General features: G+C 35.9%; 17 protein-coding genes, 1 other RNA gene and 1 pseudogene. 9 read left to right on the top strand and 10 right to left on the bottom strand.

The features are described from left to right. The first annotated feature begins 1 nt into the window (after position 1). The 3 genes from U8521_RS00490 to U8521_RS00480 all read left to right on the top strand — a co-directional run bounded on the left by U8521_RS00490 (position 2) and on the right by U8521_RS00480 (position 2,900). Positions 2-565, top strand: a complete 564-nt coding sequence (locus U8521_RS00490; protein ID WP_334351508.1) for a glycosylhydrolase-like jelly roll fold domain-containing protein — start codon at positions 2-4, stop codon at positions 563-565. A gap of 70 nt (positions 566-635) precedes the next feature. Further along, positions 636-2,075: a glycoside hydrolase family 1 protein gene (locus tag U8521_RS00485; protein WP_334351507.1), complete on the top strand. Its 1,440-nt coding sequence runs from the start codon at positions 636-638 to the stop codon at positions 2,073-2,075. Positions 2,076-2,216: 141 nt separating this feature from the next. After that, positions 2,217-2,900: a type 1 glutamine amidotransferase domain-containing protein gene (locus U8521_RS00480; protein ID WP_334351506.1), complete on the top strand. Its 684-nt coding sequence runs from the start codon at positions 2,217-2,219 to the stop codon at positions 2,898-2,900. Between the two features lie 108 nt (positions 2,901-3,008). Here U8521_RS00480 and U8521_RS00475 read toward each other — a convergent pair whose 3' ends face one another. From U8521_RS00475 to U8521_RS00460, 4 genes are all read right to left on the bottom strand, one after another. Continuing rightward, positions 3,009-3,680 carry a YczE/YyaS/YitT family protein gene (locus U8521_RS00475; RefSeq protein ID WP_334351505.1) on the bottom strand — a complete coding sequence of 224 codons (672 nt, stop codon included), beginning with the start codon at positions 3,678-3,680 and terminating at the stop codon, positions 3,009-3,011. Positions 3,681-3,825: 145 nt separating this feature from the next. Continuing rightward, entirely contained in the window at positions 3,826-5,364 is a 1,539-nt protein-coding gene (locus U8521_RS00470; RefSeq protein ID WP_334351504.1) for a glycoside hydrolase family 43 protein, read from the bottom strand. A gap of 2 nt (positions 5,365-5,366) precedes the next feature. Next, positions 5,367-8,165 (bottom strand): alpha-L-rhamnosidase, encoded by a 2,799-nt coding sequence (locus tag U8521_RS00465; protein WP_334351503.1) that lies wholly within the window; start codon positions 8,163-8,165, stop codon positions 5,367-5,369. Positions 8,166-8,174: 9 nt separating this feature from the next. Beyond that, positions 8,175-9,878, bottom strand: a complete 1,704-nt coding sequence (locus U8521_RS00460) for a glycoside hydrolase family 3 protein (RefSeq protein WP_334351502.1) — start codon at positions 9,876-9,878, stop codon at positions 8,175-8,177. Between the two features lie 142 nt (positions 9,879-10,020). Here U8521_RS00460 and U8521_RS00455 point away from each other — a divergent pair, with 142 nt between their 5' ends. Together U8521_RS00455 and U8521_RS00450 are read left to right on the top strand one after the other, a co-directional pair. After that, entirely contained in the window at positions 10,021-11,046 is a 1,026-nt protein-coding gene (locus U8521_RS00455; protein WP_334351501.1) for an AraC family transcriptional regulator, read from the top strand. A 153-nt stretch (positions 11,047-11,199) separates the two neighbouring features. Further along, positions 11,200-12,393 (top strand): MFS transporter, encoded by a 1,194-nt coding sequence (locus U8521_RS00450; protein WP_334351500.1) that lies wholly within the window; start codon positions 11,200-11,202, stop codon positions 12,391-12,393. 84 nt (positions 12,394-12,477) lie between these two features. On the opposite strand, the gene U8521_RS00445 is transcribed toward U8521_RS00450, so the two are convergent. The 3 genes from U8521_RS00445 to recU all read right to left on the bottom strand — a co-directional run bounded on the left by U8521_RS00445 (position 12,478) and on the right by recU (position 16,742). After that, positions 12,478-13,515, bottom strand: a complete 1,038-nt coding sequence (locus U8521_RS00445) for a zinc-dependent alcohol dehydrogenase (protein WP_334351499.1) — start codon at positions 13,513-13,515, stop codon at positions 12,478-12,480. A gap of 135 nt (positions 13,516-13,650) precedes the next feature. Continuing rightward, on the bottom strand, positions 13,651-16,119 hold the full coding sequence (locus U8521_RS00440; protein ID WP_334351498.1) for a transglycosylase domain-containing protein: 2,469 nt from the start codon (positions 16,117-16,119) through the stop codon (positions 13,651-13,653). Further along, positions 16,116-16,742, bottom strand: a complete 627-nt coding sequence (gene recU / locus U8521_RS00435) for a Holliday junction resolvase RecU (protein WP_334332437.1) — start codon at positions 16,740-16,742, stop codon at positions 16,116-16,118. The genes U8521_RS00440 and recU overlap by 4 nt, the downstream gene beginning before the upstream one ends. Positions 16,743-16,807: 65 nt before the next feature. Here recU and U8521_RS00430 point away from each other — a divergent pair, with 65 nt between their 5' ends. The 4 genes and pseudogenes from U8521_RS00430 (at position 16,808) to U8521_RS00415 (ending at position 19,583) form a co-directional block, all read left to right on the top strand. Next, positions 16,808-17,356, top strand: a complete 549-nt coding sequence (locus U8521_RS00430) for an SLOG family protein (RefSeq protein WP_334332438.1) — start codon at positions 16,808-16,810, stop codon at positions 17,354-17,356. 63 nt (positions 17,357-17,419) lie between these two features. After that, positions 17,420-17,860 (top strand): annotated as a pseudogene (gene gpsB / locus U8521_RS00425) (cell division regulator GpsB); the annotation flags it as partial. Between the two features lie 180 nt (positions 17,861-18,040). Then, positions 18,041-18,397, top strand: an RNA gene (rnpB, locus tag U8521_RS00420) — RNase P RNA component class B. 67 nt (positions 18,398-18,464) lie between these two features. After that, positions 18,465-19,583 carry a THUMP domain-containing class I SAM-dependent RNA methyltransferase gene (locus U8521_RS00415; protein ID WP_334351497.1) on the top strand — a complete coding sequence of 373 codons (1,119 nt, stop codon included), beginning with the start codon at positions 18,465-18,467 and terminating at the stop codon, positions 19,581-19,583. On the opposite strand, the gene U8521_RS00410 is transcribed toward U8521_RS00415, so the two are convergent. From U8521_RS00410 to U8521_RS00400, 3 genes are all read right to left on the bottom strand, one after another. Continuing rightward, positions 19,580-20,524, bottom strand: coding sequence for a magnesium transporter CorA family protein (locus tag U8521_RS00410; protein WP_334332441.1), 945 nt, complete (start codon positions 20,522-20,524; stop codon positions 19,580-19,582). The two genes, U8521_RS00415 and U8521_RS00410, sit on opposite strands and share 4 nt — an antisense overlap. A 94-nt stretch (positions 20,525-20,618) precedes the next feature. After that, positions 20,619-21,632: a lipoate--protein ligase gene (gene lplA / locus U8521_RS00405; RefSeq protein ID WP_334351496.1), complete on the bottom strand. Its 1,014-nt coding sequence runs from the start codon at positions 21,630-21,632 to the stop codon at positions 20,619-20,621. A 64-nt stretch (positions 21,633-21,696) separates the two neighbouring features. Then, positions 21,697-22,101, bottom strand: a complete 405-nt coding sequence (locus U8521_RS00400; RefSeq protein WP_334332443.1) for a reverse transcriptase-like protein — start codon at positions 22,099-22,101, stop codon at positions 21,697-21,699. Positions 22,102-22,123: the final 22 nt, after the last annotated feature.

The raw sequence follows: 22,123 nt of genomic DNA, 5'->3' as shown, positions 1-22,123 counted from the left end.
CTTGAAAGAAGTCGGGGGAAAGACAGCTGTTAACTATAATAATGGGAAAGTTCATTTGAGATTAGCCGCTGGTCAATCAGTAATTTTTGTTGCAAGTGATGCTTATTATCCAGTAAAGGCTGATTATGAAACAACAAATAAAATAAAATTGAATCTGAAAAACATAAAATTATCAGTTGCTAATGCAGAATCATATCCTAAATTTGAATCAAAACAAATTTTGAATAAATTAATTAATGTTAATTCAGTTAAGAATTTCAGACAATTCAGTGGCAATATCAAATATTCTATGCAGTTTGACTTGGATCAAGTACAAGAGGGGATGATACTTGATTTAGGTAAAGTTAATGAAGTGGCTACAGTCGAGTTGAATGGTCATAAACTAGGCACAAAGATTGCTTATCCTTATGAATTTAAAGATATTTCATCGTATTTGGTTGCCGGTACAAATAATTTAGAAGTAGTCGTTGTAAATAATTTAGGAATTAACCAACAAGACTTTCTATCACAATATATGTTGATTAAGCCAGCAGGATTATTGGGACCAATTTCATTGAAATATTAATATAAAAATTGAAATTCAAAATTATCTAGTTTAAAATTTAAGTTAAGCGCATACAAGAGAGGAGAATTTTATGACAGAGTTTCCAAAAAACTTCCTATGGGGAGGAGCTACCGCAGCTAATCAATTAGAGGGTGGCTACAAAGAGGACGGTCGTGGTTTTTCGATTGCGGATGCTTTACCTGGTGGAAAGCAAAGATTTGCGATTGTTCAAAGTCCTGATTTTGACTGGACAATCGATGAGGATAAATACAAGTATCCTAATCACGTTGGAATCGATTACTATCACCGTTTTAAAGAGGACATTAAATTATTCGCGGAGATGGGCTTCAAGTGTTATCGCTTCTCAATTGCCTGGTCAAGAATTTTCCCAAATGGTGACGAAACTGAACCAAACGAAAAGGGATTAGAGTTCTACGACCAAGTTATCGATGAGTGTTTGAAATATAACATCGAACCAGTTATTACAATTTCTCATTATGAGTTGCCTTTGAATTTAGCTAAAAACTATGGTGGCTGGAAGAATAAGAAGTTGATTGAATTCTTCGAGCGTTTTGCCAAGGTCGTTTTGACTCGCTATTACAAGAAAGTTAAATACTGGATGACTTTCAATGAAATCAACAGTGCTGCTCATTTCCCAGTTATGGGTCAAGGCTTGGTTCCTTCAAATGGGGCAAACGATAAATTGAACGTCTTCCAAGCTTGGCACAATCAATTTGTTTCCAGCGCTAAGGCAGTCAAGATTGGTCACGAATTGGACCCTGATCTTCAAATCGGTTGCATGATTCTTTATGCTACAACTTACAGTTATGACGCAAATCCAGTTAATCAATTAGCTACTTTGCAACAAAATCAAGATTTCAATTTCTTCTGTGGCGATGTGCAAGTTAGAGGTCAATATCCTAGCTACACTAAGAGATTGTTGGCAGAGTATGGCTTGAAAATTTCTGATTTGGACAGAACTGATGAAGAACTTGAATTGATCAAGAAATATCCGGTTGATTACATCGGTTTCAGTTATTACATGTCTTCAGCCGTTGAAACAACTAAGAAAGACAATGACACTGTTAGTGGAAACTTGCTGGGCGGTGTAAAGAATCCATTCTTGAAAGCTAGTGACTGGGGTTGGCAAATCGATCCAACTGGTTTAAGAATTGCTTTGAATCAATTGTATGATCGTTATCAAAAACCACTCTTCATCGTTGAAAACGGATTGGGTGCCATTGATAAGCCTGATAAGAATCACTATGTTGAAGACGACTATCGAATCGATTATCTTAAGGAACACATCAAAGCTATGGCTGGAGCAATTGACGACGGTGTTGATTTGATGGGTTACACTCCATGGGGCTGTATTGATTTAGTCAGTGCCTCAACTGGTGAAATGTCCAAACGTTATGGATTTATCTATGTCGACTTAGATGATGATGGTAATGGCACAATGGACAGATACAAGAAGAAGTCATTCTACTGGTATCAAAAAGTTATTGAAAATAATGGTTTAGAAGACTAAACAAAAAGAGAACCTGAGAATTAGGTTCTCTTTTTGTTATGCCGGAGCAAATGTTTGTTTATTAATTTTTTTAGCAATATACTAGAAAATACATTCTGTACATAATACAAAAAAATTAGTAAATTAAATGGAGAAATTTTTATGACGAAAGCATTAATCGTAGTAACAAATACCGCAAAATTTCCAACAATCAATCGTGCCACGGGTTTATGGTTGAGTGAGGCTACACATTTTCATGAGGTAATGGCTGAAAACAATATTGAAGTTGATTACGTTAGTCCAAATGGTGGCTATGTTCCGCTAGATCCAGGAAGTTTAGCACCGGATTCAATGGACGAGACCAACTGGAAATATTATACCGACATTAATTATCGTAACGAAAAGTTAGCTAATTCACTCAAACCAGCCGATATAAATTCCAAAGATTACGATATTATTTATTTTGCTGGTGGCCACGGCGTTATGTGGGACTTCCCAGATAATGAAGAATTAGGTAAGATTTCCCAAGACATCTACGATCAAGGTGGGATCGTTTCTGCAGTCTGCCACGGTGTCGTCGGTTTATTATCAATGAAAGACGCCGCAGGTAAAAATTGGATCAGTGGTAAAAACTTAACAGGATTCACAAATGAGGAAGAGAGAATCAATCAATTAACAGATGCTGTTCCATTCCTAACTGAAGAAGCTTTGAAGGAAGCTGGTGCTAATCACACTAAGACAGCGGCTTATACAGAAAATGTTGTTACAGATGGTAGGTTAGTAACAGGTCAAAATCCACAATCAGCACATGGTGTTGGTGAAAGTGTAATTGAGTTATTATCATAGGGTACAAATTCTATTTCGAATCATTAGAATAAAATAAGCTAGGGTAATCGAAATGCGGTTATCCTAGCTTATTTATTTCAGTAAAAAGTAATTAAAATATTTTTGGTTTCAATTTTTGTGTGCTTGAATCCGAAAATTGTGATGTAACTTAGGCCAAATATATTTATCAGCCAATCCAATGAAAGGACCTGTAAAGAACATACAGAAAAGGGTTCCAATATTAACTGAATAAATTTTATGAGTAATAAATACTGTAATGACAATGATTATTGTTGGAGCAAGAAAGTTAACGATTTGAGCTTGTACTACTTTCCCTTTAAAGAATCGAAAACGAATAATATTAGTTGTATCATCATTTGGATGCATGATTATATTTGCTCGCTGATAAAGTGAGATAGCCGAACAAAAAATAACTGTTCCGACTAAACAGAGAATTATTTTGGAAATGATTGATAATTGAGGCACGCCTATATCTGTAAAGAATGAAACAAAAATGTCGGTAAAATAACTAAAAAAAGAAACAAATAAGATTCCACCAATAAATCTCGTTGCATCCCATTTTCCAATTAAAAATTGATTAACAACGGCAGTTATTGCTCCCACCATAAATATTGGCCAACCAACAGATATTCCCAACATATGACCTAAATTTACTTCAGAAGCAGTCCAGGGACTAGTTCCCATGTTTGTGGCAACCGTTAAACCGCTTCCCAATGCATTGAATAAAAGCCCTAAAAAAAGAGCAATATATCTTTGTAACATAGAATTATTGTTTGACAATTTACGACTTCCTTCTTAACACTACATTGGTTATCCTATTTTTAGTTCTAAAAAAGTCAAGGTAATCAAAATGGTGAATCTATTATTAGACACAAATAATGGTCAGCGACATAAATCGCTGGCCATTATTAATATAAAATGAAAATCATTTTTCTTTCTTAATCATGAAACGCTTAGCTCTCTTTACAGACATCCTAGTATTTTTACCAATAATATAAAGTCCTTGAATGTCACCAGTATTCAAAGCACTGATAGCTTCATTAGAGAAGTGCATGGCAGCCACTTTGAAAGATAACTTTTGATCATTGTCTTCAGCCACGAATTCTTTAGTAGCAGGATGATTAATTAGACTGAATTTACTTGGTAAGGTATTAATTTCAGCAATTTTTTCTTTAACCACTAAATCTAGAACGTGAACTGTTTTAATTAAATCAAAAGTACTATGATCATTTTTTTGAACTGTTAAACTGGCAAAGTGATCACTGTCGATTGTCACGGCAATTCCAAATTGGCCATCTGTCAGTGAACAATTTTTGGGATTCAGATTAACCTTAAAAGTTTCGTCCTGTTCAGTTTGTCTGATTCCTAAAAACGATGGTGTGCCTATATCAGAAAGTGTTAAATTGGAACCGCTTAAAGTTAAATCGTTTTCTTTGACAGTTAGTCTATCTTTAAGTGAATTTCTCAATGAAATCCATTCTGGACTAAGGCCATTGGCGAAGTTGTCTTCAAATGATGAGATTTTTTGCTCAGACAATGTTTTAGCGTGTTCTGGGTACTTAGTTAGATCAACTTCTTGAGAAGGTAGTCCACCATTAATTACTGGCCAATCACCACTCCAATCAACAGGGTAGAGCATTGTTTCACGACCGGTGTTGGTGAAGGTCTTGAAATTGATATTAGCGGGTCTAGTTCCTAAGCAGGTGAGCCACCAATTACCATTGTTATCCTGGAATAAGTCTCCATGACCAATGTTTTGCAGTGGTTCATCGGCTCGATCACGATTAGTGAAGATTGGATTATTCGGACAACTTTCAAATGGTCCCCAAATGTTCTTGCTTCTAAAAATTGTGATCATATGTCCTAAACCGGTTCCACCTTCTGCAGCGAGTAGGTAGTAATAACCTTTATTTTTGAGGATGTGTGGACCCTCAACGTCACGTCCACCGGTTCCATAAGTTAGAATCTTTGGACCTTGGATAACTTTTCCTGAGGTGAGTTCGATTTCGACTTGTTGAAGGGCTTTTTGACCGGATTTCAAGTAGCCAGTGTATTGGACAAAAGTATGTCCATTCTCAAAGAAAATGTCAGGATCAATGCCATTTACGTCGATATTGATACGTTGCTTGTCCCAAATAATCTTGTCGTTATCTAGTTTCCCAGTAATGATGAAAGTTTTGAATTCAGCAAAATTAGTTGTGATGACGTAGAATTTGCCTTCATGATAACGAATGCAGACAGCGAAGATGCCTTCGTTGGACTTGGATTTTGTTAAATCGGCTTGGGAGTGGTCGGTCGCAATGCTAGGGAGTGTTTCCCAGTTCATAAGATCGGAACTTCTGGCCAAAGTGATTCCCGGGTAATATTCGAAAGTACTGTTGACAATATAATAGTAGTTTTTGACACGAACGATGCTTGGATCTGGGCGCATCCCACGTAAAATTGGGTTAGTGTAACTCTTCAAAGCTATCCCTCTCTTTCACTTAAGACTGGTGTGGTGACTAAGATATCTTTGATTTGTTTCATGTCACTTTCAGGGATGTTGATGAATGGGAACAACTTGTTAGCTTCTGGAATTGACATTTGACCGAGGCGTTCTACGTTTGCTGGGTCATTGAACATATCTAGTTCGTGAGTGATTGTCTTGATCTTGTCGAATAATTCTTTATCAGCTGTGATGTTCAACAATTTTGTTTCTGCTGAGTAACGTCCGATATAGTCGTGAGTAGGGATGTATGAAATTTCGTGATGTCCAACTGTTAAAGTGATTGTTTCGTCGTTAACGGTTTTACCATCGACAACAATTTCTTTACCAACTCTAGGCAAAGTCAATTTCACGGTTTGCCCAAATGGAACGTCGATTACGGCGGCAATCGTGTGTTTATCATCAGTTTCGAGGTCGTATTTAACTTTCAAGTCACCATATGAACTGTCATAATGACCAGAAATATGTTTCAAACGATAATCGAATTCTGGTTCCAAGTAGACGGTTTGATAGCCGTTAGCTTGTTTGTGTAGACCGAGGACAAACTTATAAGCCCATTCCATGATGGCACCGATAGAGTAGTGGTTAAGTGAGTTCATTCCTTCTGGATTCATTGAACCGTCAGACATAACTGAATTCCAACGTTCCCAAATAGTTGTGGCACCAAGTTTGACGGCGTACAACCAGCTTGGATAGTCTTCGTTCAAGAAAATCTTGGTAGCTAAAGCATGTTGACCATTTTCGGATAGAACTTGGCACAAGTATGGAGTACCAACGAAGCCTGTTTGGAGGTGGTCATTGTCTTTCTTGAGACGGGCAACCAAATCTTTAACAACACGTGGTTTCAAGTTTTCTGGAACTAAGTTGAAGTACAAAGTCAAAGCATAGGCGGTTTGAGTATCAATAGCGACACGACCAGTTTCAGTAATGTATTCCTTCAAGATATTTTGTTTGATATCGTCGCACAAATTCTTATAAGTTTGATAATCTTTCTCATTGCCTAAAATCTTGGCAGTTCTGGCAACGATACTTGATGAGTAGTAATAATAAACTGAAGCGATGAAGTCTTCATCAGTTTTACCATTTGGAACAGCAGGATTTTCGCTATCAAGTGAAAGCCAATCACCGAATTGGAACGAACCTGTCCAAAGGCCAGTGCCAGATTTTTCAACGTTCTTGCTAATCCAATCGACCCATCCTTTCATACTTGAGTAATTTTGCTTCAAGATTGCTGTGTCACCATATTTTTCATACATGTTCCAAGGAATAATTGTGGAAGCGTCACCCCAAATGGCAGCACCGCCTTCATCAACGTGTAGAGATGGGGCATACATCGTTAACATTCCGTCATGATGATCTTGTTCAATCTTCATATCTTTAGCGTATTTTTTGAAGAAAGCATAGACGTTCATGTTATAAGTTGAAGTGTTTGAGAAAATGTCGGCATCACCAGTCCAACCAAGACGTTCATCACGTTGAGGACAGCCAGTTGGCACATCAAAGAAGTTACTCTTTTGACTCCATTGAATGTTTTCAAACAAACGATTGACCAATGGCTTGTCAGTCTTCATAGAACCGGTCATCTTCATGTCAGAGTATACAACAGCAGCCCGGAAGTCATCTTTTTGCAATGGTTTAGTATTGCCAGATACCTTGATGTAACGATAGCCAAAGTAAGTAAAGTGAGGACGAACCCACTTCTCTGTACCATCTGAGATATAAGTAAAGGCAGCTCTAGCTTCACGCAAGTTATCACGGTAGAAATTGCCTTGTTGGAGAATTTCACCGACTTGAATAGTTATCTTTGTGCCTTTAGGTTCGCGATTGTAAAATTCAACGATACCAGCTTGATTTTGACCAAAGTCGATTACTTGCTCATCTTTTGGTGTCTTAATCAAGTCTTTAGGAGGCAAGTATTCTTGAACTTTCAATGGCAAACTTAGTCTGTCAGCTAATGTATCAGTTGGATAGTCGAGGACAGAAACTGGAGTCCAGTTTTCAGGCACAATCGTATCGTCGACATCTTCACCATAGTAAATAGCTGATTTAGTAACTTTGCCAGCAGTCGTTAACCATTTATCATCTGAATTTACAATTTCTTTTGAACCGTCGGTATATTCTAAGTGAAGTTCAAAAATAGCACGTTGTTGATCGCCATAAATTTTATCTTTTCCACCGTCGAAGCCAAGATTACCTTTATACCAACCATCACCAAGGGAAATTTCGATATTATTATGACCTTGAACAAAATTCTTAGTAACATCGTAAGTTTGAACTTGAATCAAGTAGTCGTAATTAGTTGAGCCGGGAGCGAGAAGTTCGTCACCAACTTTTTTGTCATTGATATTTAATTCATAAACACCTAAGCCTGTCATGTAGATACGGGCTTTTTTAACGTCTTTAGAAAGGGTTACGTCACGTTTTAGAAGCGTGTTTTGGATATTTTTATCTGAGTTACCAATCCATTTTCCTGTAAATGGTTCGTTCATTTTACCTGTTTCAAAAGTTGAGTTTGCGGATACTTCTTCAGACGCCGTTTTAACACTAATTGTGAGTTCATACTCAGTTCTTGGTGTTAATTCAAAATCGGGTTCGAAATAGTTGTTATCATAATCTTGCCAACCAGTTTGATAAACGATTTTTTCAGCATTTTTTATCTCTAATTTCTTTTGAACAGCGAGATTTTTATCAGTATCGAGTGCAAATTCAATTTTTAAATTGCTTAAATCAACCCCGAGCGGTTGAATCATATGATTTACTTGAATGTTTTCAATTTTCATTATTTTCCCTCACAGTCTTGTATCTAATTTGCCACAGAATGGATCTACTGGACTCTTGCCTAAAAATTCTTCTTGACCAGTGATCTTCTTAACAACAGCTTTAATGGATTCTGGGTTGCCAGTGTATGCATTGATCATTGTTGAAATATTTGGAATATCGAATAAATGATATGGATTGCACATTGAAATAAATAAGGTTGGAATAGAACGCATATACCAAGGAGCATCAGCAGCCATTAAGTGTATCCAATCAATTCTCGTGGTAGTTTGGTTACTTGCGGTTTCAATGTTGGCAACATAAATTGCTAAATCAAATTTTTCTTTCATATCTTGGACGCCTTCTTCGAAGACTTCGTGGAAATCAAGATTTTTCCGATCAAAGAGTGAAACTTTGAATCCTTGCGCTTCTAAGTCTTGCTTGAAGAGTTTTGTGACGTGGCCACCTTCTTTAAAACCACCATCATCACTATCACCCAAGACAACTAGGCGAACGCGTGGATATTTCTTGCTAGTTACAGGTAAAATTTTATCTCTATCTTTAACTAATGTAACAGCATGTTTTGCAAGATCTGCAGTTTTCTTTTGATGGTCCTCAAGCTTCAAATCTAGTTTTTCGGGAACTTGTTGAATCAATTCGTTGTCAGTATTCATAATACCTTGAGCTAATTTAGTACCAAGAATTCTACGAATAGCTTCTTCGACACGTTCCATTGAAACGTTGCCATCTTTAACTGCATCGGTTAGGAACTTATAATCCTCATCAATATTTTTATTGAATAAGATCATGTCGATACCAGCATTGATCGTAGCAGGAATAGCTTTTTCACGAGGAAGAACTGAGGTGTAACCAAGCATTGGCGTGGCATCAGTAATGGTCATTCCATTGAATTGCAATTCTTTATGAAGTAGACCGTCAATCAAGAGTTTCGAAGTTGAAGCAGGACGTAAGTCTTTATCTTCAATACCAGGTTCAAGTTTACGTTCCCAGGCTGGTTGCATGATGTGAGCAATCATTACAGCTGGAAGACCTTGCTTGATTAAATGACGATAGATTTGACCATAGGAATTCATCCATTCGTCAGTTCCTAAAGAATTGATTGAACTTACTAAATGTTGATCACGTTCATCGACACCATCGCCAGGGAAGTGTTTAGCAACTGGGATGACATCGTTATTCTTTAGTCCTTTAACTTCAGCATCGACCATCCGCATAACACGATGTTTATCACTACCAAAAGTTCTGACATTCATGATTGGATTACGGAAATTGTTATCGATATCAACGATAGGTGAGAAGGACATATTGTCACCGACTTGAGCAGCTTCATATCCTGAAATGTCACCTAAGTTGAAAGCTTGTTTTGGATCATCGGTTGCAGCAACTGACATAGGACGTCCGAACCAAGTACCTTCATTGATCAAACCATTACCACCGGCTTCAAGGTTAGCAGCAACGAAAACTGGAATCTTTGATTCGTGTTGAATCTGTTTTACTTCTCGTTTAATTTTTTCAGCACTATCAGGACGGTACATGATCCCACCAGGATGGTACTTATTGACGAATTGTTTTAAATCGACATTGTCTTCATCCTGACCAATTACGAAAAATAATTGTCCGATTTTTTCTTCTAAGGTCATTTCATTGATTTGTTTATTAATATATTTTATTTGTTCTGTCGAAAGGTTATACGGCATTTTTGTTAAATCTAACATAAAATTCCTCCACAATTTATTGATCTAATTAAATTGTAAGCCCTTAATATTTTCTCAACTATTGTCAAATGATATTCGTACTATGTTCATTTCACATATTTTATAAATAAGCTATAATGACAATTAGTGAGGTAAATGACAAATGGCTAAAAGTATCATGGAAATTTTACGTTCAAATAATTCTCCTAAGGAATTTTCTAATGTTTTGGAGAAAGTTGAGAAAAATGAAACTAGTATTGCCCCAACTAAAACGATTAATGGCAAACCAGTTTATCGATTTTTTAATACATATAACGACAATCTAGAGTTAAATACCAATCCTATATCGATCTCAGTTCAACCAATTGAATCAGACGTGCCATACCATTATCACAATTTTGTCGATATTGTTGCTCCACTGGTTGGTAACTGCACGGCATTGATCAATGATAAGGAAATTAAAATGCAACAGGGTGATTTATTATTTGTTGGTAATCACACGATTCATACAGTGGAACCGATTGGGACGAGTGACATAGTGATCGATATTGCTTTGAGAAATACAGCTTTTTCATTGAATGAATTAAATTCTTTATTACACGATAATCGTCAAACTAATATTTCGGGGATGCTGTTTTCACTCTTATCAGATAGAAATTACGGGGAAGGGCAGTATAGTTTTTTCAAGACCAATAACAATTCCAAAATCAGCCGCAATGTTTGGGATATCATTGATGAATACTACCATCCTGATAAAGAGTCAGATAAAATTACTCGTCTAGAAATTATGGTTTTGTTTTCCAGACTGATTCGGGAAACGGCTAAAACCAACAACGTTGACTGGAAATTGAATGATAAGAAAAGAGCCAATATTTTATCATTATTGCTCTATATTGAAAATAATTATTCAAATATAACGCTCGATGAGATGGCCAAACATTTTGGTTACAATTCCAATTATTTGTCGTCTTTCTTGAAAAAGTCCACCGGAATGACGTTTATTAAGCTAGTTCACTTGCAAAGAGTCAATGCTGCGGCCGAATATTTAAATTATACTAGTGCATCAATTGAAAAGATTTCTTATAAAGTTGGATATGAGAATCCGTCATATTTCTATAAAATATTTAAGAAAGTATTAGGGATTTCACCAGATTTATATAGGCAGAAAGCCCAATCTAACAACAATTAGTCTATAAAGGATTTCTCATTCAGAAAAGAACAAAAGACAAGCTAATCTGTGAAATGAACATAGATTAGCTTGTCTTTGCATATAGCCCTAAGGTGATCTTCAGAATATGATTAATTTGTAAATGAAAGCGTAAACATATTTGGAGGTTACAACATGAATAAAAAGAAAATCCCATTAGTTCTTGGTATTTTAAGTATGAATTTACTGTTGATGTCAACTTCAGCAGTTAGTGCTGCCATTGCAGCTATAGCGAAATCATTCCCCAAAGAACCAATCTCAAAAGTTCAAATGATTGGTTCAATTCCACAGTTTGGTCAATTGATTGCCACAATTATTTTCAGTTATTTAGCATTTAAATTGACTAGAAAAAATCTTGGTTTGCTAGCCGTCGCAGTCGTTGGTGTTGCCGGATTGTTACCAGTTTTCTATTCAAGTAGCTTAAATCTAATTTTGGCATGTATGATCTTAGTTGGTTTTGGTACTGGTCTTATTAGTAACGTTGCACCGGTCTTACTACAAATCAATTTTGACGGTGAAGAACGTGCCACTGCCATGGGTTGGTCTGTTGGTGCTAACAACATTGGTATGATGGTCTTTACAGCCTTAGGCGGTGCTTTAGGTGCTACTGATTGGCACAATCTTTTCTGGATCTATGCTTTGACGATCGTTATTTTCTTAATGGTATTTTTCCTAGTTCCACAAGATGTCAAACTTGCTAAACAAGGTAATGACAAGTCAGAAAAGACTAATTTCAAGAGTATCATTAGTTCATTAGATAAACACGTTTACTTAATTTTGATTATCAGTTTTGTTTTATCACTATGTATGATGATTTTCATGACAAATCAATCAATCGTTCTTGCAGGTAAAGGTCAAGGTACTGCATACGTTGCTATGGTTACTGCTATTGGTAATATTGGCGGTATCATCGCTGCGGTATTGATTAAATATATTCGTAAAATCACAAAAACTAATACAATTGCTTGGGGCTTTGTTGCTTTTGTCTTATCCTTTGTTCTAGTGCTATTCACAAATAATATCGTACTTCACATTTTAGGTAACATGTTCTCTGGTGTTGGTATTGTTTTAGTTAATGCTACAATTCCTTATGAATTATCAGTTCTAACAAATGAAAAAGAATTTACCGTTGCTATTGCGATGAATACTTTTGTATCATCCGTTGCCGGAATGTTTGCACCAATGATTATTTCATTGCTACACGTTTCAGCTGGTGAACAATCGTTCATTGCCGGTGCTATTCTTTCAACTGCAGTCTTTGTAATTTTGATTATCAGTCGCTTTGGTAAGAAGATTGAAAAGATTGGTGAAGCTGAAGGTACTGTTTAAAATATTATTAAAATCTTAGATAAAAATGAGGTCTAGAAACCAATTTGATTTCTGGACCTTATTTGCATTTCTTTACTTAAAAAATTAATCGTTATTCTTATAAACTACTTTAACGCCTGTGCCACTAATATTTTTAGCCATCGCTTCGTTCAATTGATCAATTGGATAAGCGTTTGTTATCAATTGGGTCATATCAATTCCTTCTTTTTGAGTTTCTCTTAAAAATTGTGTTGCTTCGACCCAATCTTCTGGAACATAGGCCCATGATCCAGTTACTTTAGTTTCAGGCATACAAATATTGAAATGGGGATTATAACTAGCCTTGCCGTTATCTACAAAGAAACCGACTTCACAGATTCCACCATGATCGGTCAAGAAATTCCAAATTGTGCTTGCCCCTTGTGTTGAGCCAGTACATTGAAAGGCGAAGTTAACACCTTTATTGTTTGTTAAACTTTTTACTTCCTCGATAGGATCTCCATCTTTGATGTTAACTGTATCAGTAGCACCGATTTTTGCTGCTAGTTTCAAACGGTCAGAATTGCTGTCAATGGCAATGATTTGATGAATCCCAAGTGTCTTCATTTGAGCAACAACCATTAACCCAATAGGTCCAACACCTTGAACTGCTACGGAGGAACCATGCTTAAAAGTATAAATCTCCTTGGATTTAGCAACTGCGTGTGAACTGACAGCCGCTGGTTCAATCAAAATTCTTAAATCTAGAGGCATATCAGAAACATTAAAAACAACACTATTTGGATTAATTACCATATAATCAGACAACCAACCATTGAAATAGTGTTTTTCACCGCCCATTAAACCATAAATATCACCATTAGCAGATGGACCGCAAACTATTTTATCACCAACTGATAATTTCTTACCAGTCCAATCAGTTTTGATATTTTTGCCCATTTTGACAATTTCACCAGTACCTTCGTGTCCTAAATTTACTGGAATGTATTTGAATGGGTCGCTCTTGTACTCAAAAACGTCGGTTCCACAAATGCCACATCCTTCAACTTTTACTAACATTTCGTCATCGGTAATATCTGGAATAGGTAAGTTTTTAACCTCTATATCATTTGTTTTTGTTAAAACAGCAACTTTACCATTCATAAATGAATGAACCTCTTTTCTTATTATTGAATCCGGTTTCAGTATAACATCCTTAATAATTTTTATTACCAGACGGATTGTCTGATATAAATAAAAAAGCATGACGAGATTTTCGTCATGCTTTTTATATAGAAACTATTGTTGAGCTTGTGTCACACTACCAGAAGAAGTGGAGGAACCATTAGTTGTTGCACCACTATTCGTAGTTGATCCGCTATTAGTTGTACCACCAGTATTGCTATCAGTACCACCGGAATTAGAATTATTATCGTTGGTATTTCCAGTTGTACCTCCAGTATTTGAATCGGTAGTACCACCATTAGAATTATTATTGTTATTAGTGTTTGTATCGTTGGTATTATTATTGTTATTCGTATTATTCTGATCAGTTGAATTTGTATCAGTATTCGTTTGATCAGTTGTCGTATTATCAGAGTTAGTGTTGTTATCGCTATCAGTGCTATTTTGCTCAGTATTGTCATTTTCTGAATCAGTAGATTCAGATGAACTACTTGAGTGATTGTTTGATGTTACTTCGTTGCTGCTTGAGTGTGTCGAGCTTGATGAAGTGTAATCTGATTCTTTATACGAACTTGATGGGGCATGGCCTTTAACGAATAATTCTTTAGTATAACTTTGTGAACTACCTGGTTTTAAGACTTCAGGTGTTTCTGAACCGTTACTTACGATTCTTCTCATCACAACGGAACTTGGTTTCTTCCACTTAGGATTGCTGTTTGTATTTTCCGCCAAATAACTCATTTCAGCTTTATAAATTTTACCAGCAACACTTTGGTAAGTAGAGGAGATACCATTTTGATTTGGAGAATCGTATCCTGTCCAAACACTGATTGAATAGTTCTTGGTATATCCGTTATACCATGAGTCCTTAGCAGTTCCACTTAATGCAGAATTTTGAGCAATTGATTCAGAACTGTAGTTGGTTGTACCTGTTTTACCAGCTTGGTTTAAACCTGAGATATTTGCATAAGTTGCGTAACTTGTTGGTACACCTTTGAGCATATCTGTGATCATATAGGCTGTTGAATCTTTCATTGCTGTCTTACCAGTTTTACTATAAGTATGCGTGATCCCATCAGCAGTTTCGATTTTAGATACGTAATAAGGTTTGTAATAAGTTCCACCATTGGCAAAAGCAGCATAGGCTGAAGCACCTTGAAGAGATGACACGTTACCACCAATACCGACTGATAAGCCGTCCTCAGTAATTGTAATACCTAATCTCTTGACGAACTTTTTGGCGTTAGATAAGCCGACTGCTTCCAAAGTTCTAATAGCTGGAATATTTCTGGAATTTACTAAGGCCTTTCTCATACTCATTTGACCTTCATATTGTTCATCCCAGTCTTTTAATTGAATATTAGTTCCGGCATAAGTATATTCGGTATCTTCCAATTGATGGTAAGTGGACCAATTGAGGTTTTCAATTGCGGGAGCGTAGTCGAGTAGGGGCTTCATAGTTGAACCATTACTACGACCAGTTTGAACCGCACGGTTCAAACCAAATTGAACGTCACCTAAATTTCTACCACCAATCATCGCTACAACTTTACCATTGTTAGGATTTACGACAGTTGCCCCAACTTGTAATTTTGAGTCAGGGAATGAAACGTAATTAGAAGAATTAACGATATTGTAAAGACGTTTTTGAGCTGCATAGTCCATATTAACGGTAATCTTCAAGTTGTCACGATAAGGATCGAAGCCTTTTTTCTTAACTTCAGTGATTGCTTCCTTAATGTATGGGTCAGCGATGATCCGTTTTTGATTATTGCTGTTACTTACTTTCTTATAGGGCTGTAATCCTGATGAAATAGGCGTGTTGATAGCTTCTTCAGCTTGGGCTTTAGTGATTTTATTATTGTCATACATTGCCCGAATCACCAAATCACGACGATTTTTAGAAGCTTCAGGGTGAGTATATGGATCGTAGTTACTTGGTGCATTTGGCAAGCCAGCTAGCATGGCCATTTGTGCTAAACTTAATTTATCAAGACTCTTGCCATAATAGTATTTAGCACCAGTTTCGATACCATAAATACCATTATTTAAATAAACTTTATTCATGTAAAATTCAAGGATTTGCTGCTTAGAGAATTTTTGACTGACACGCATGGCCAACCAAGCTTCCTGCATTTTACGTTTGAAAGTTTGGTCCTTTGTTTCAGTCGAGAAGACGGTTAACTTGACTAATTGCTGAGTTAACGTACTTCCACCTTGCAAAGTTCCCTTAGTAATATTGTTAAAAGCTGATTTAACGATTCTGACGGGGTCAATCCCTAATGGTTCATTGTAAAAGTTCTTATCCTCAATTGAAACGACCGCATCTTCCATCTGTTGGGGAACCTTGTCGATCGTGATGTAATTTCTTTTATTATCCCCCAAAGATGCTATTTGCTTACCAGTTGAATCAACAATAGTTGAAGAACCACCACTTTGGAGATTCTCTTGACTAATTGAAGGAGCACTGAATGCATAATAGACGAAAATGAACAAGAATATTCCTGCTAAAACAGCAATAATTGCTGCAAACCATTTCAGAATATTTTTGAATGTTAACACACTAGTATTCTTTTTCTTCATTTTTTCTCCTTCCCACTTTCGATTAACTGTTGAACAGCATTAATATAAGGTAAAGTAGGATTATAATCTGCTTTGATTTCGATAGAGCTTTTTTCAATGTCTTTTAATTGAATTGATTTAGCTCCGTCGAATTGAGCATCCCAATGAATGAAGATTTCATCCGCAGGCATTACAAAATAGCGTTTTAATTCGACGTATTTTATAATAACGAAGCAGATACCACCTTGTTTTTGACACATTTTTAGATGGTCAATTTGATGTTGGTGAAAGTTCTTTAAAGGAAAGGTATTTTTATTCTTCGTTTCCTTTGCTTCGAAATCAACATAGTAACCATTGTATACACCATTGTAATCGGTAGTTGATGCCTGTCGGAAGTATGCTTCACGAATGACAGCACGACTTCTTTTAGGATAATCAACTTTTACGATTTGAATTGGTGTTGGTTTCTTATATATTACCGCTATATCGTGTGCACGATAATATTTATTACTTTCATTAATTTCTTCCTCAAGCGTCATACCACGATCACCAAAGATCAATTTCTTTTTGGCGTTCGTCGTATGCAGTGAAGATTTTGATGGCTGATTATTAAAGATTCGACCATCGGGGTAGTTTATTTCCAAAATATCAACTCCTACTGTGCAAATTATACCATGATGGCAAAGATATTAATTAGGGGAGATTTTTTATGCTTAAAAATATATGGGTGACTGGTTATCGTTCTTATGAGTTAGGTATTTTTAAAGATAATGACCCAAAAGCAAAAGTAATTCAAGAGTTTTTTCAAGAAAGAATAATTAATTACGTAGAAAATGGTACAGAATGGATAATTACTGGCGCTCAATTAGGAACTGAACAAATTGTCGGCAAAGCTATACAAGAAGTTAAGAAAAAAGGCTATAATATTAGACATGCAGTGATGTTACCTTATGCAGAATTTGGTAATAAATGGAATGAGACAAATCAGCTATTACTAAAAAATTTTTTAAGAAACGCCGACTATGTCAACAAAGTTTCCAATATGAGTTATCATTCTAGTAGACAATTAAAAGTATGGCAGAGTTTTATGTTAAAGCATACTAACGGAGCTGTAATTTTTTACGATCCAGATAGTGGTGGTAAGCCTAAGTACGACTTTGAAGCAATTAAGTCTTATCAAGATCGTGGCGTCGATTATCAATTAGAACTAATTGATTTTGATTCCATGCAGGATTTTGCTAATATGTTAAATGATTAAGCTCCACCTTTTTAAAGAATAAAATTTTCACTGGGGTGTTTAATAATGAATAATATGAATGGAATGAACCAAAACGGCAATAACAACAATGGAAATGACTTCGCATTGAATTATCAGCCAAATGATATTCTGCAAAAGGAATTCAAAACAAAGATGCGCGGCTATGATCCTAATGAGGTTGACCAATTCTTAGATGGAATCATCAAAGATTATGAAACTTTTGCAAATGAGATCAGTCAATTAAAAGCTGAAAACGAAAGTTTGCTACAAAATCGTGGTAACAATGGTCCTCAACAGATGCATGGTAGAAGACCACAAGCTCCACAACAAAAACCTGTTTCTAGCTCAGTTGCTGAGGCTTCAACAAATTACGATATTTTGAGACGTTTGTCAAATCTTGAAAAACGTGTCTTTGGTCATGACTTTGCGAATGGCGTACCAGAAAACAATGGTCCTAAGCAATTTGCTTCTGCTGTAGTTCCTAATAATATGAATAATCATGATGGAGTAGAGAGCGGTCATACTGAGATCAATCCTGGTATGAATAGCAATTTCAACCAAAATGGTTTTTCAAATAATCGTCCAATGAACAACAATAACGGACAAAATCAAAATAATTTTAATGGAAATCAAAATAATGGTGGAAATTTTAATAGGTTTTAGTGTATACTAGTCGAGTTGGTAAATTACGAGTAATCGCGGTCTAGTTATCTAGGCTGAGGAAAGTCCACGCCAGCGCGAGCTGAGATGCTTGCAGTGTTTGTGCTTGGCCCAATAAGCCAAGGTACCTTCGGGTAACGGCAGTGAAAGCACTAAGGTTTTTAACTATGTGTGAATAGCTTGAAAGTGCCACAGAGACGCAGTGTTGTAAGAAATTACAATGATGGAACGCGGTAAACCCCGCAAGCTGGCAACCCAAACTTTGGTAGGGGCGCTTCATAACGAGAAATGAATCTACTGTGAAGGCTTAATTGTAGATAGATGATTACTGACTGCACTAGATTGCCAGTCTAGTGCATGAACAAAACGTGGCTTATAGGAATTTACTAAGGCGAAGGGACGACTTGTTCGTCCTTTTTTTATACAAAAAATTAAAGAAGAGGTCAATATGAAATTAATTGCGACTATGTCAAGCGGCTTTGAATCTGTAACCGCAAAAGAATTACAAGATTTGGGATACCAGACAAAGACCGAAAATGGGAAAGTCTATTTTGATGGCGAGAATGAAGATATTGCTAAGACTAATCTCTGGCTTAGAAGTGCTGATCGAATCAAAATTTTGATTGGCACTTTTAAAGCTACTAGTTTTGAGGAACTATTTGATAAAGTTTATGCCATTGATTGGGACAATTGGTTGCCACTCAATGCAGCTTTTCCAATCAAAGCTAGAACTGTTAAGTCAAAATTGCATTCAGAACGTGACATTCAAGCTATTACTAAAAAAGCCATCGTCAATAAGATGGCTGACGTCTTCATGCGTCGTGGTCGCTTGCCAGAAACAGGCGCAAAATTTCAAATTGAAACTCGAATTCATAAAGATATGGTTGAAGTCACTTTAGACACTACTGGTGACTCACTTTATAAACGTGGTTACCGTGTTGAACACGGTGCTGCTCCTTTGAAGGAAAATTTTGCTGCAGCAATGATTTTACTAACTGTTTGGCATCCTGAAGAAGATCCATTTTTAGATCCAACTACAGGTTCAGGAACAATTGCCATTGAAGCTGCTCGCTTAGCTAAAAATATCGCACCTGGAATCAAAAGACACTTTCTATTTGAAAACTTTGATTGGTTTGATCCCAAGATTCTTGAGAATTTGAAAGAAGCAGCTGAAACAGGAGTTAAAAAGGATTTAGATTTAGACATTTATGCAAGTGATATTGATGGTTCAATGATCGATATTGCAAAGCTGAATGCTCACGACGCCGGAGTCTTACATGACATTCAATTCAAACAAATTGCGGTCAAGGATTTGAAGATCGAAGGGGAATTTGGGACGATCGTCTCTAATCCTCCTTATGGTCAACGTATGAGCGATATGGCTGGTGTTAGAAAACTATATAAAGAAATGGGAGAAGTTTTCTCAACTGCCCCCACTTGGAATAAATACATTTTGACTAGTGATACGGAATTTGAAAAGTATTACGGACAACTCGCTACTAAAAAACGTAAACTATACAATGGTTCACTGAGAACTGACCTTTATCAATATTGGGCAAAACACTAGAGACTATTTCTGCGGTGTAGATCCCATAAAATAATTAAAATAATAACTATGGTAACGATTAGAGAAAAAATCCAGGACCAGCCTTGGTCAGCAATTGGAAGTTTCATATTCATACCATAAAAACCTGATACGATCGTGGGGATGCTTAAAATGATGGTGTAAACTGTCAGCACCTTCATGGTCGTATTTGTTCGATTATTTAAAATATTATTGTAAGTATTAGAAATTCGGTCAATTATGTCCGAGCTCAAATTTACTTGGTTCTTAATTTGCTCAATTTCAATCACGGAATCATGTAAGTGTTCTCGAGTTGATTTGGTCAAATGCAACTGCTGCACTTTACCACTTGAAATGAGTTCGATCTCGTTGACAACATTGGAATTGTCACTTATGGAAGTATTTAAATAAGTGGTTAAATCTTGCAGGTCGGCTAAATCTAAGATCAAATTTTCAGATGAACGATGGTGCTTAATAGAAATTTGAATCTTATTTCTCTTGGCATCAGTTTCACTGATTTGGTCGCTGTAATCATTAGAAATTTGATCAAATGTATAGAAAATGAATTCCCACAAGAGATTTTCTTTCTCTTCATTAAAATGATTCAAGGCATTTAACACATAGTCTTTAATGTAGTGTGTTGCATCATTAGTAAACAAAAAAAGCTGATTATCTTTAATTGCAAAGGAAATAGGTAGGACTCTTTGTGAAAGATTATCGGTTTGATTATTTTCATTTTGGACATTGTAGACGATCAAATATGTATGACTTAATTCATCATATTCAAAACGAGCGCGCTCATTTTCATCATCAGCGTAGTCTAAGATTTCATTAGTTAGACTGTAATCCTCAATCAATTTAGTCCGATCAGAATTGTTAAGATTATTGGTTGAATGAACATCTATTAATTTGTGTTGTTTATTTAAAACTATTTCATTAATCATTTTTTATATCCTCATTAAGATTAATGATACCAAAAATAAAAAGGTGGGTTGAGAATTATTTTTTCTCGACCCACCTTTTTTATTAAAATAATTTCTATGGAGTAAATAATTTCGTTAATTCATCTTGGGGAATACCCTTGAAGTAGTCATCTAAATTAAATTGATTTAAGACATTTAAAATATCTTCGCGGTCAAATTTAATATTTAATAACTTTTGCTTAATATCGTTAACATCTTTCATACCAAAGAAGTCACCGTAAATTTCCATGTCAGCAACTTTTCCATTGGCAATGTTATAACGAATATCAACTGTTCCCATATCAAAATGCTTTCTTTGCTTAGCTGTAAAAGCAGGAGATTTGCCGTAGACCCAATCCCAATTGTAGTAATAGTCTTGTTTGATCTTATCGATTTCTTGTTGGTCTTTGTCGGTGATTTGATATTCACGGTCTTTGATCTCGTCTAAACTGTCAGCATGGAATAATTCGAGTAATAAACGATCACGGAACTGTTCAGTCGTTAAATTTTGATATTCCTTAGCAAGATAGGGACGTAAGTTAGTAACACGGCTTCTAATGGATTTAATCCCCTTAGAGGCAATCTTATCCTTTTGGACGTGTAAAGCCTTCGTAAGGACATCTAAATCGACATCTAGTGATAAGGTCCCATGGGAGAATGTCTTGCCGTTACGAGAATACATGGCATTTCCAGAGAACTTCTTACCATCGACCAAGAGGTCATTTCGGCCAGAAACTTCAGCTGTGGTAGCACCCATTTGGTGTAAAGCGTCGATAATAGGTTGAGTGAATGACTTGAAATCACCAAAATTTTTGTCGTCTGAATCAACCACGAAACTGAAACATAGATTACCAAGATCTTGGTAAACAGCTCCGCCACCGGAAATTCGACGTGTTACCGTAATGTGATTATCCTCGATGTAATCACTATTGATTTCTTCGATCGTATTCTGATTACGACCGACGATGATACAAGGTTTTTCAATGTAAAAAAGAACTAGTGGTTCATCGAACTTAACGTAGTTCATTAGATATTGCTCTGTAGCTAAATTATCACGAATATCGCGATCTTTCATAACAACGTAGTACATTAGAGTACCCCCTCATCAAATTTGGAAACGTTTTTATCGTATCACAATTGTTGATTTTTGAGTATTACTTACCACTGTGTTTACGAATATTTAACATCTTTTGATGCACTAACGCATGAGCCTCACCGTTTTCCTTATCAGCAATATGTTTGATAAAATAGCTGGGAAATTGTTTTAGATCAATCAATATTTCATCTAAAATCGGTTGATAATGTTTTGAATATTTTTTTTCGACACTGTCGACAACGATTTGACTGTCTGAGTGAATTAGAATTATCTCATTATTCCATTCATTTTTTATAATTTCATCAAGGGCAATTTTTAATGCTAGAAATTCTAAATAATGGTTGTCATTATAATTTTTGACCAAGGCATCGGTATAATCATTTTTATTTACTCTTATTACAAAGCTGACAACACCAAGATTTAAATTAGTATTTAATCCGGCGTCGGTGTACAATTTAATCATATTTATTAAAAACCTTTCAGGA

Origin of the sequence: Companilactobacillus miaonis (assembly GCF_036913615.1) — a bacterium.
Classification (GTDB): domain Bacteria; phylum Bacillota; class Bacilli; order Lactobacillales; family Lactobacillaceae; genus Companilactobacillus.
The sequence above is the reverse complement of the archived record's forward strand: the minus strand, read 5'-3'. Positions and strand labels throughout refer to the sequence as shown.

Bases quoted from the DNA above. Each gene is read 5' to 3' on its own strand.
- U8521_RS00465 (WP_334351503.1), bottom strand. From the start codon at position 8,165: ATGAAAATTGAAAACATTCAAGTAAATCATATGATTCAACCGCTCGGG.
- U8521_RS00400 (WP_334332443.1), bottom strand. From the start codon at position 22,101: ATGATTAAATTGTACACCGACGCCGGATTAAATACTAATTTAAATCTT.
- U8521_RS00440 (WP_334351498.1), bottom strand. From the start codon at position 16,119: ATGAAGAAAAAGAATACTAGTGTGTTAACATTCAAAAATATTCTGAAA.
- lplA (WP_334351496.1), bottom strand. From the start codon at position 21,632: ATGTACTACGTTGTTATGAAAGATCGCGATATTCGTGATAATTTAGCT.
- U8521_RS00415 (WP_334351497.1), top strand. From the start codon at position 18,465: ATGAAATTAATTGCGACTATGTCAAGCGGCTTTGAATCTGTAACCGCA.
- U8521_RS00485 (WP_334351507.1), top strand. From the start codon at position 636: ATGACAGAGTTTCCAAAAAACTTCCTATGGGGAGGAGCTACCGCAGCT.
- U8521_RS00450 (WP_334351500.1), top strand. From the start codon at position 11,200: ATGAATAAAAAGAAAATCCCATTAGTTCTTGGTATTTTAAGTATGAAT.
- U8521_RS00480 (WP_334351506.1), top strand. From the start codon at position 2,217: ATGACGAAAGCATTAATCGTAGTAACAAATACCGCAAAATTTCCAACA.
- U8521_RS00455 (WP_334351501.1), top strand. From the start codon at position 10,021: ATGGCTAAAAGTATCATGGAAATTTTACGTTCAAATAATTCTCCTAAG.
- U8521_RS00460 (WP_334351502.1), bottom strand. From the start codon at position 9,878: ATGTTAGATTTAACAAAAATGCCGTATAACCTTTCGACAGAACAAATA.
- U8521_RS00430 (WP_334332438.1), top strand. From the start codon at position 16,808: ATGCTTAAAAATATATGGGTGACTGGTTATCGTTCTTATGAGTTAGGT.
- U8521_RS00445 (WP_334351499.1), bottom strand. From the start codon at position 13,515: ATGAATGGTAAAGTTGCTGTTTTAACAAAAACAAATGATATAGAGGTT.
- U8521_RS00410 (WP_334332441.1), bottom strand. From the start codon at position 20,524: ATGATTAATGAAATAGTTTTAAATAAACAACACAAATTAATAGATGTT.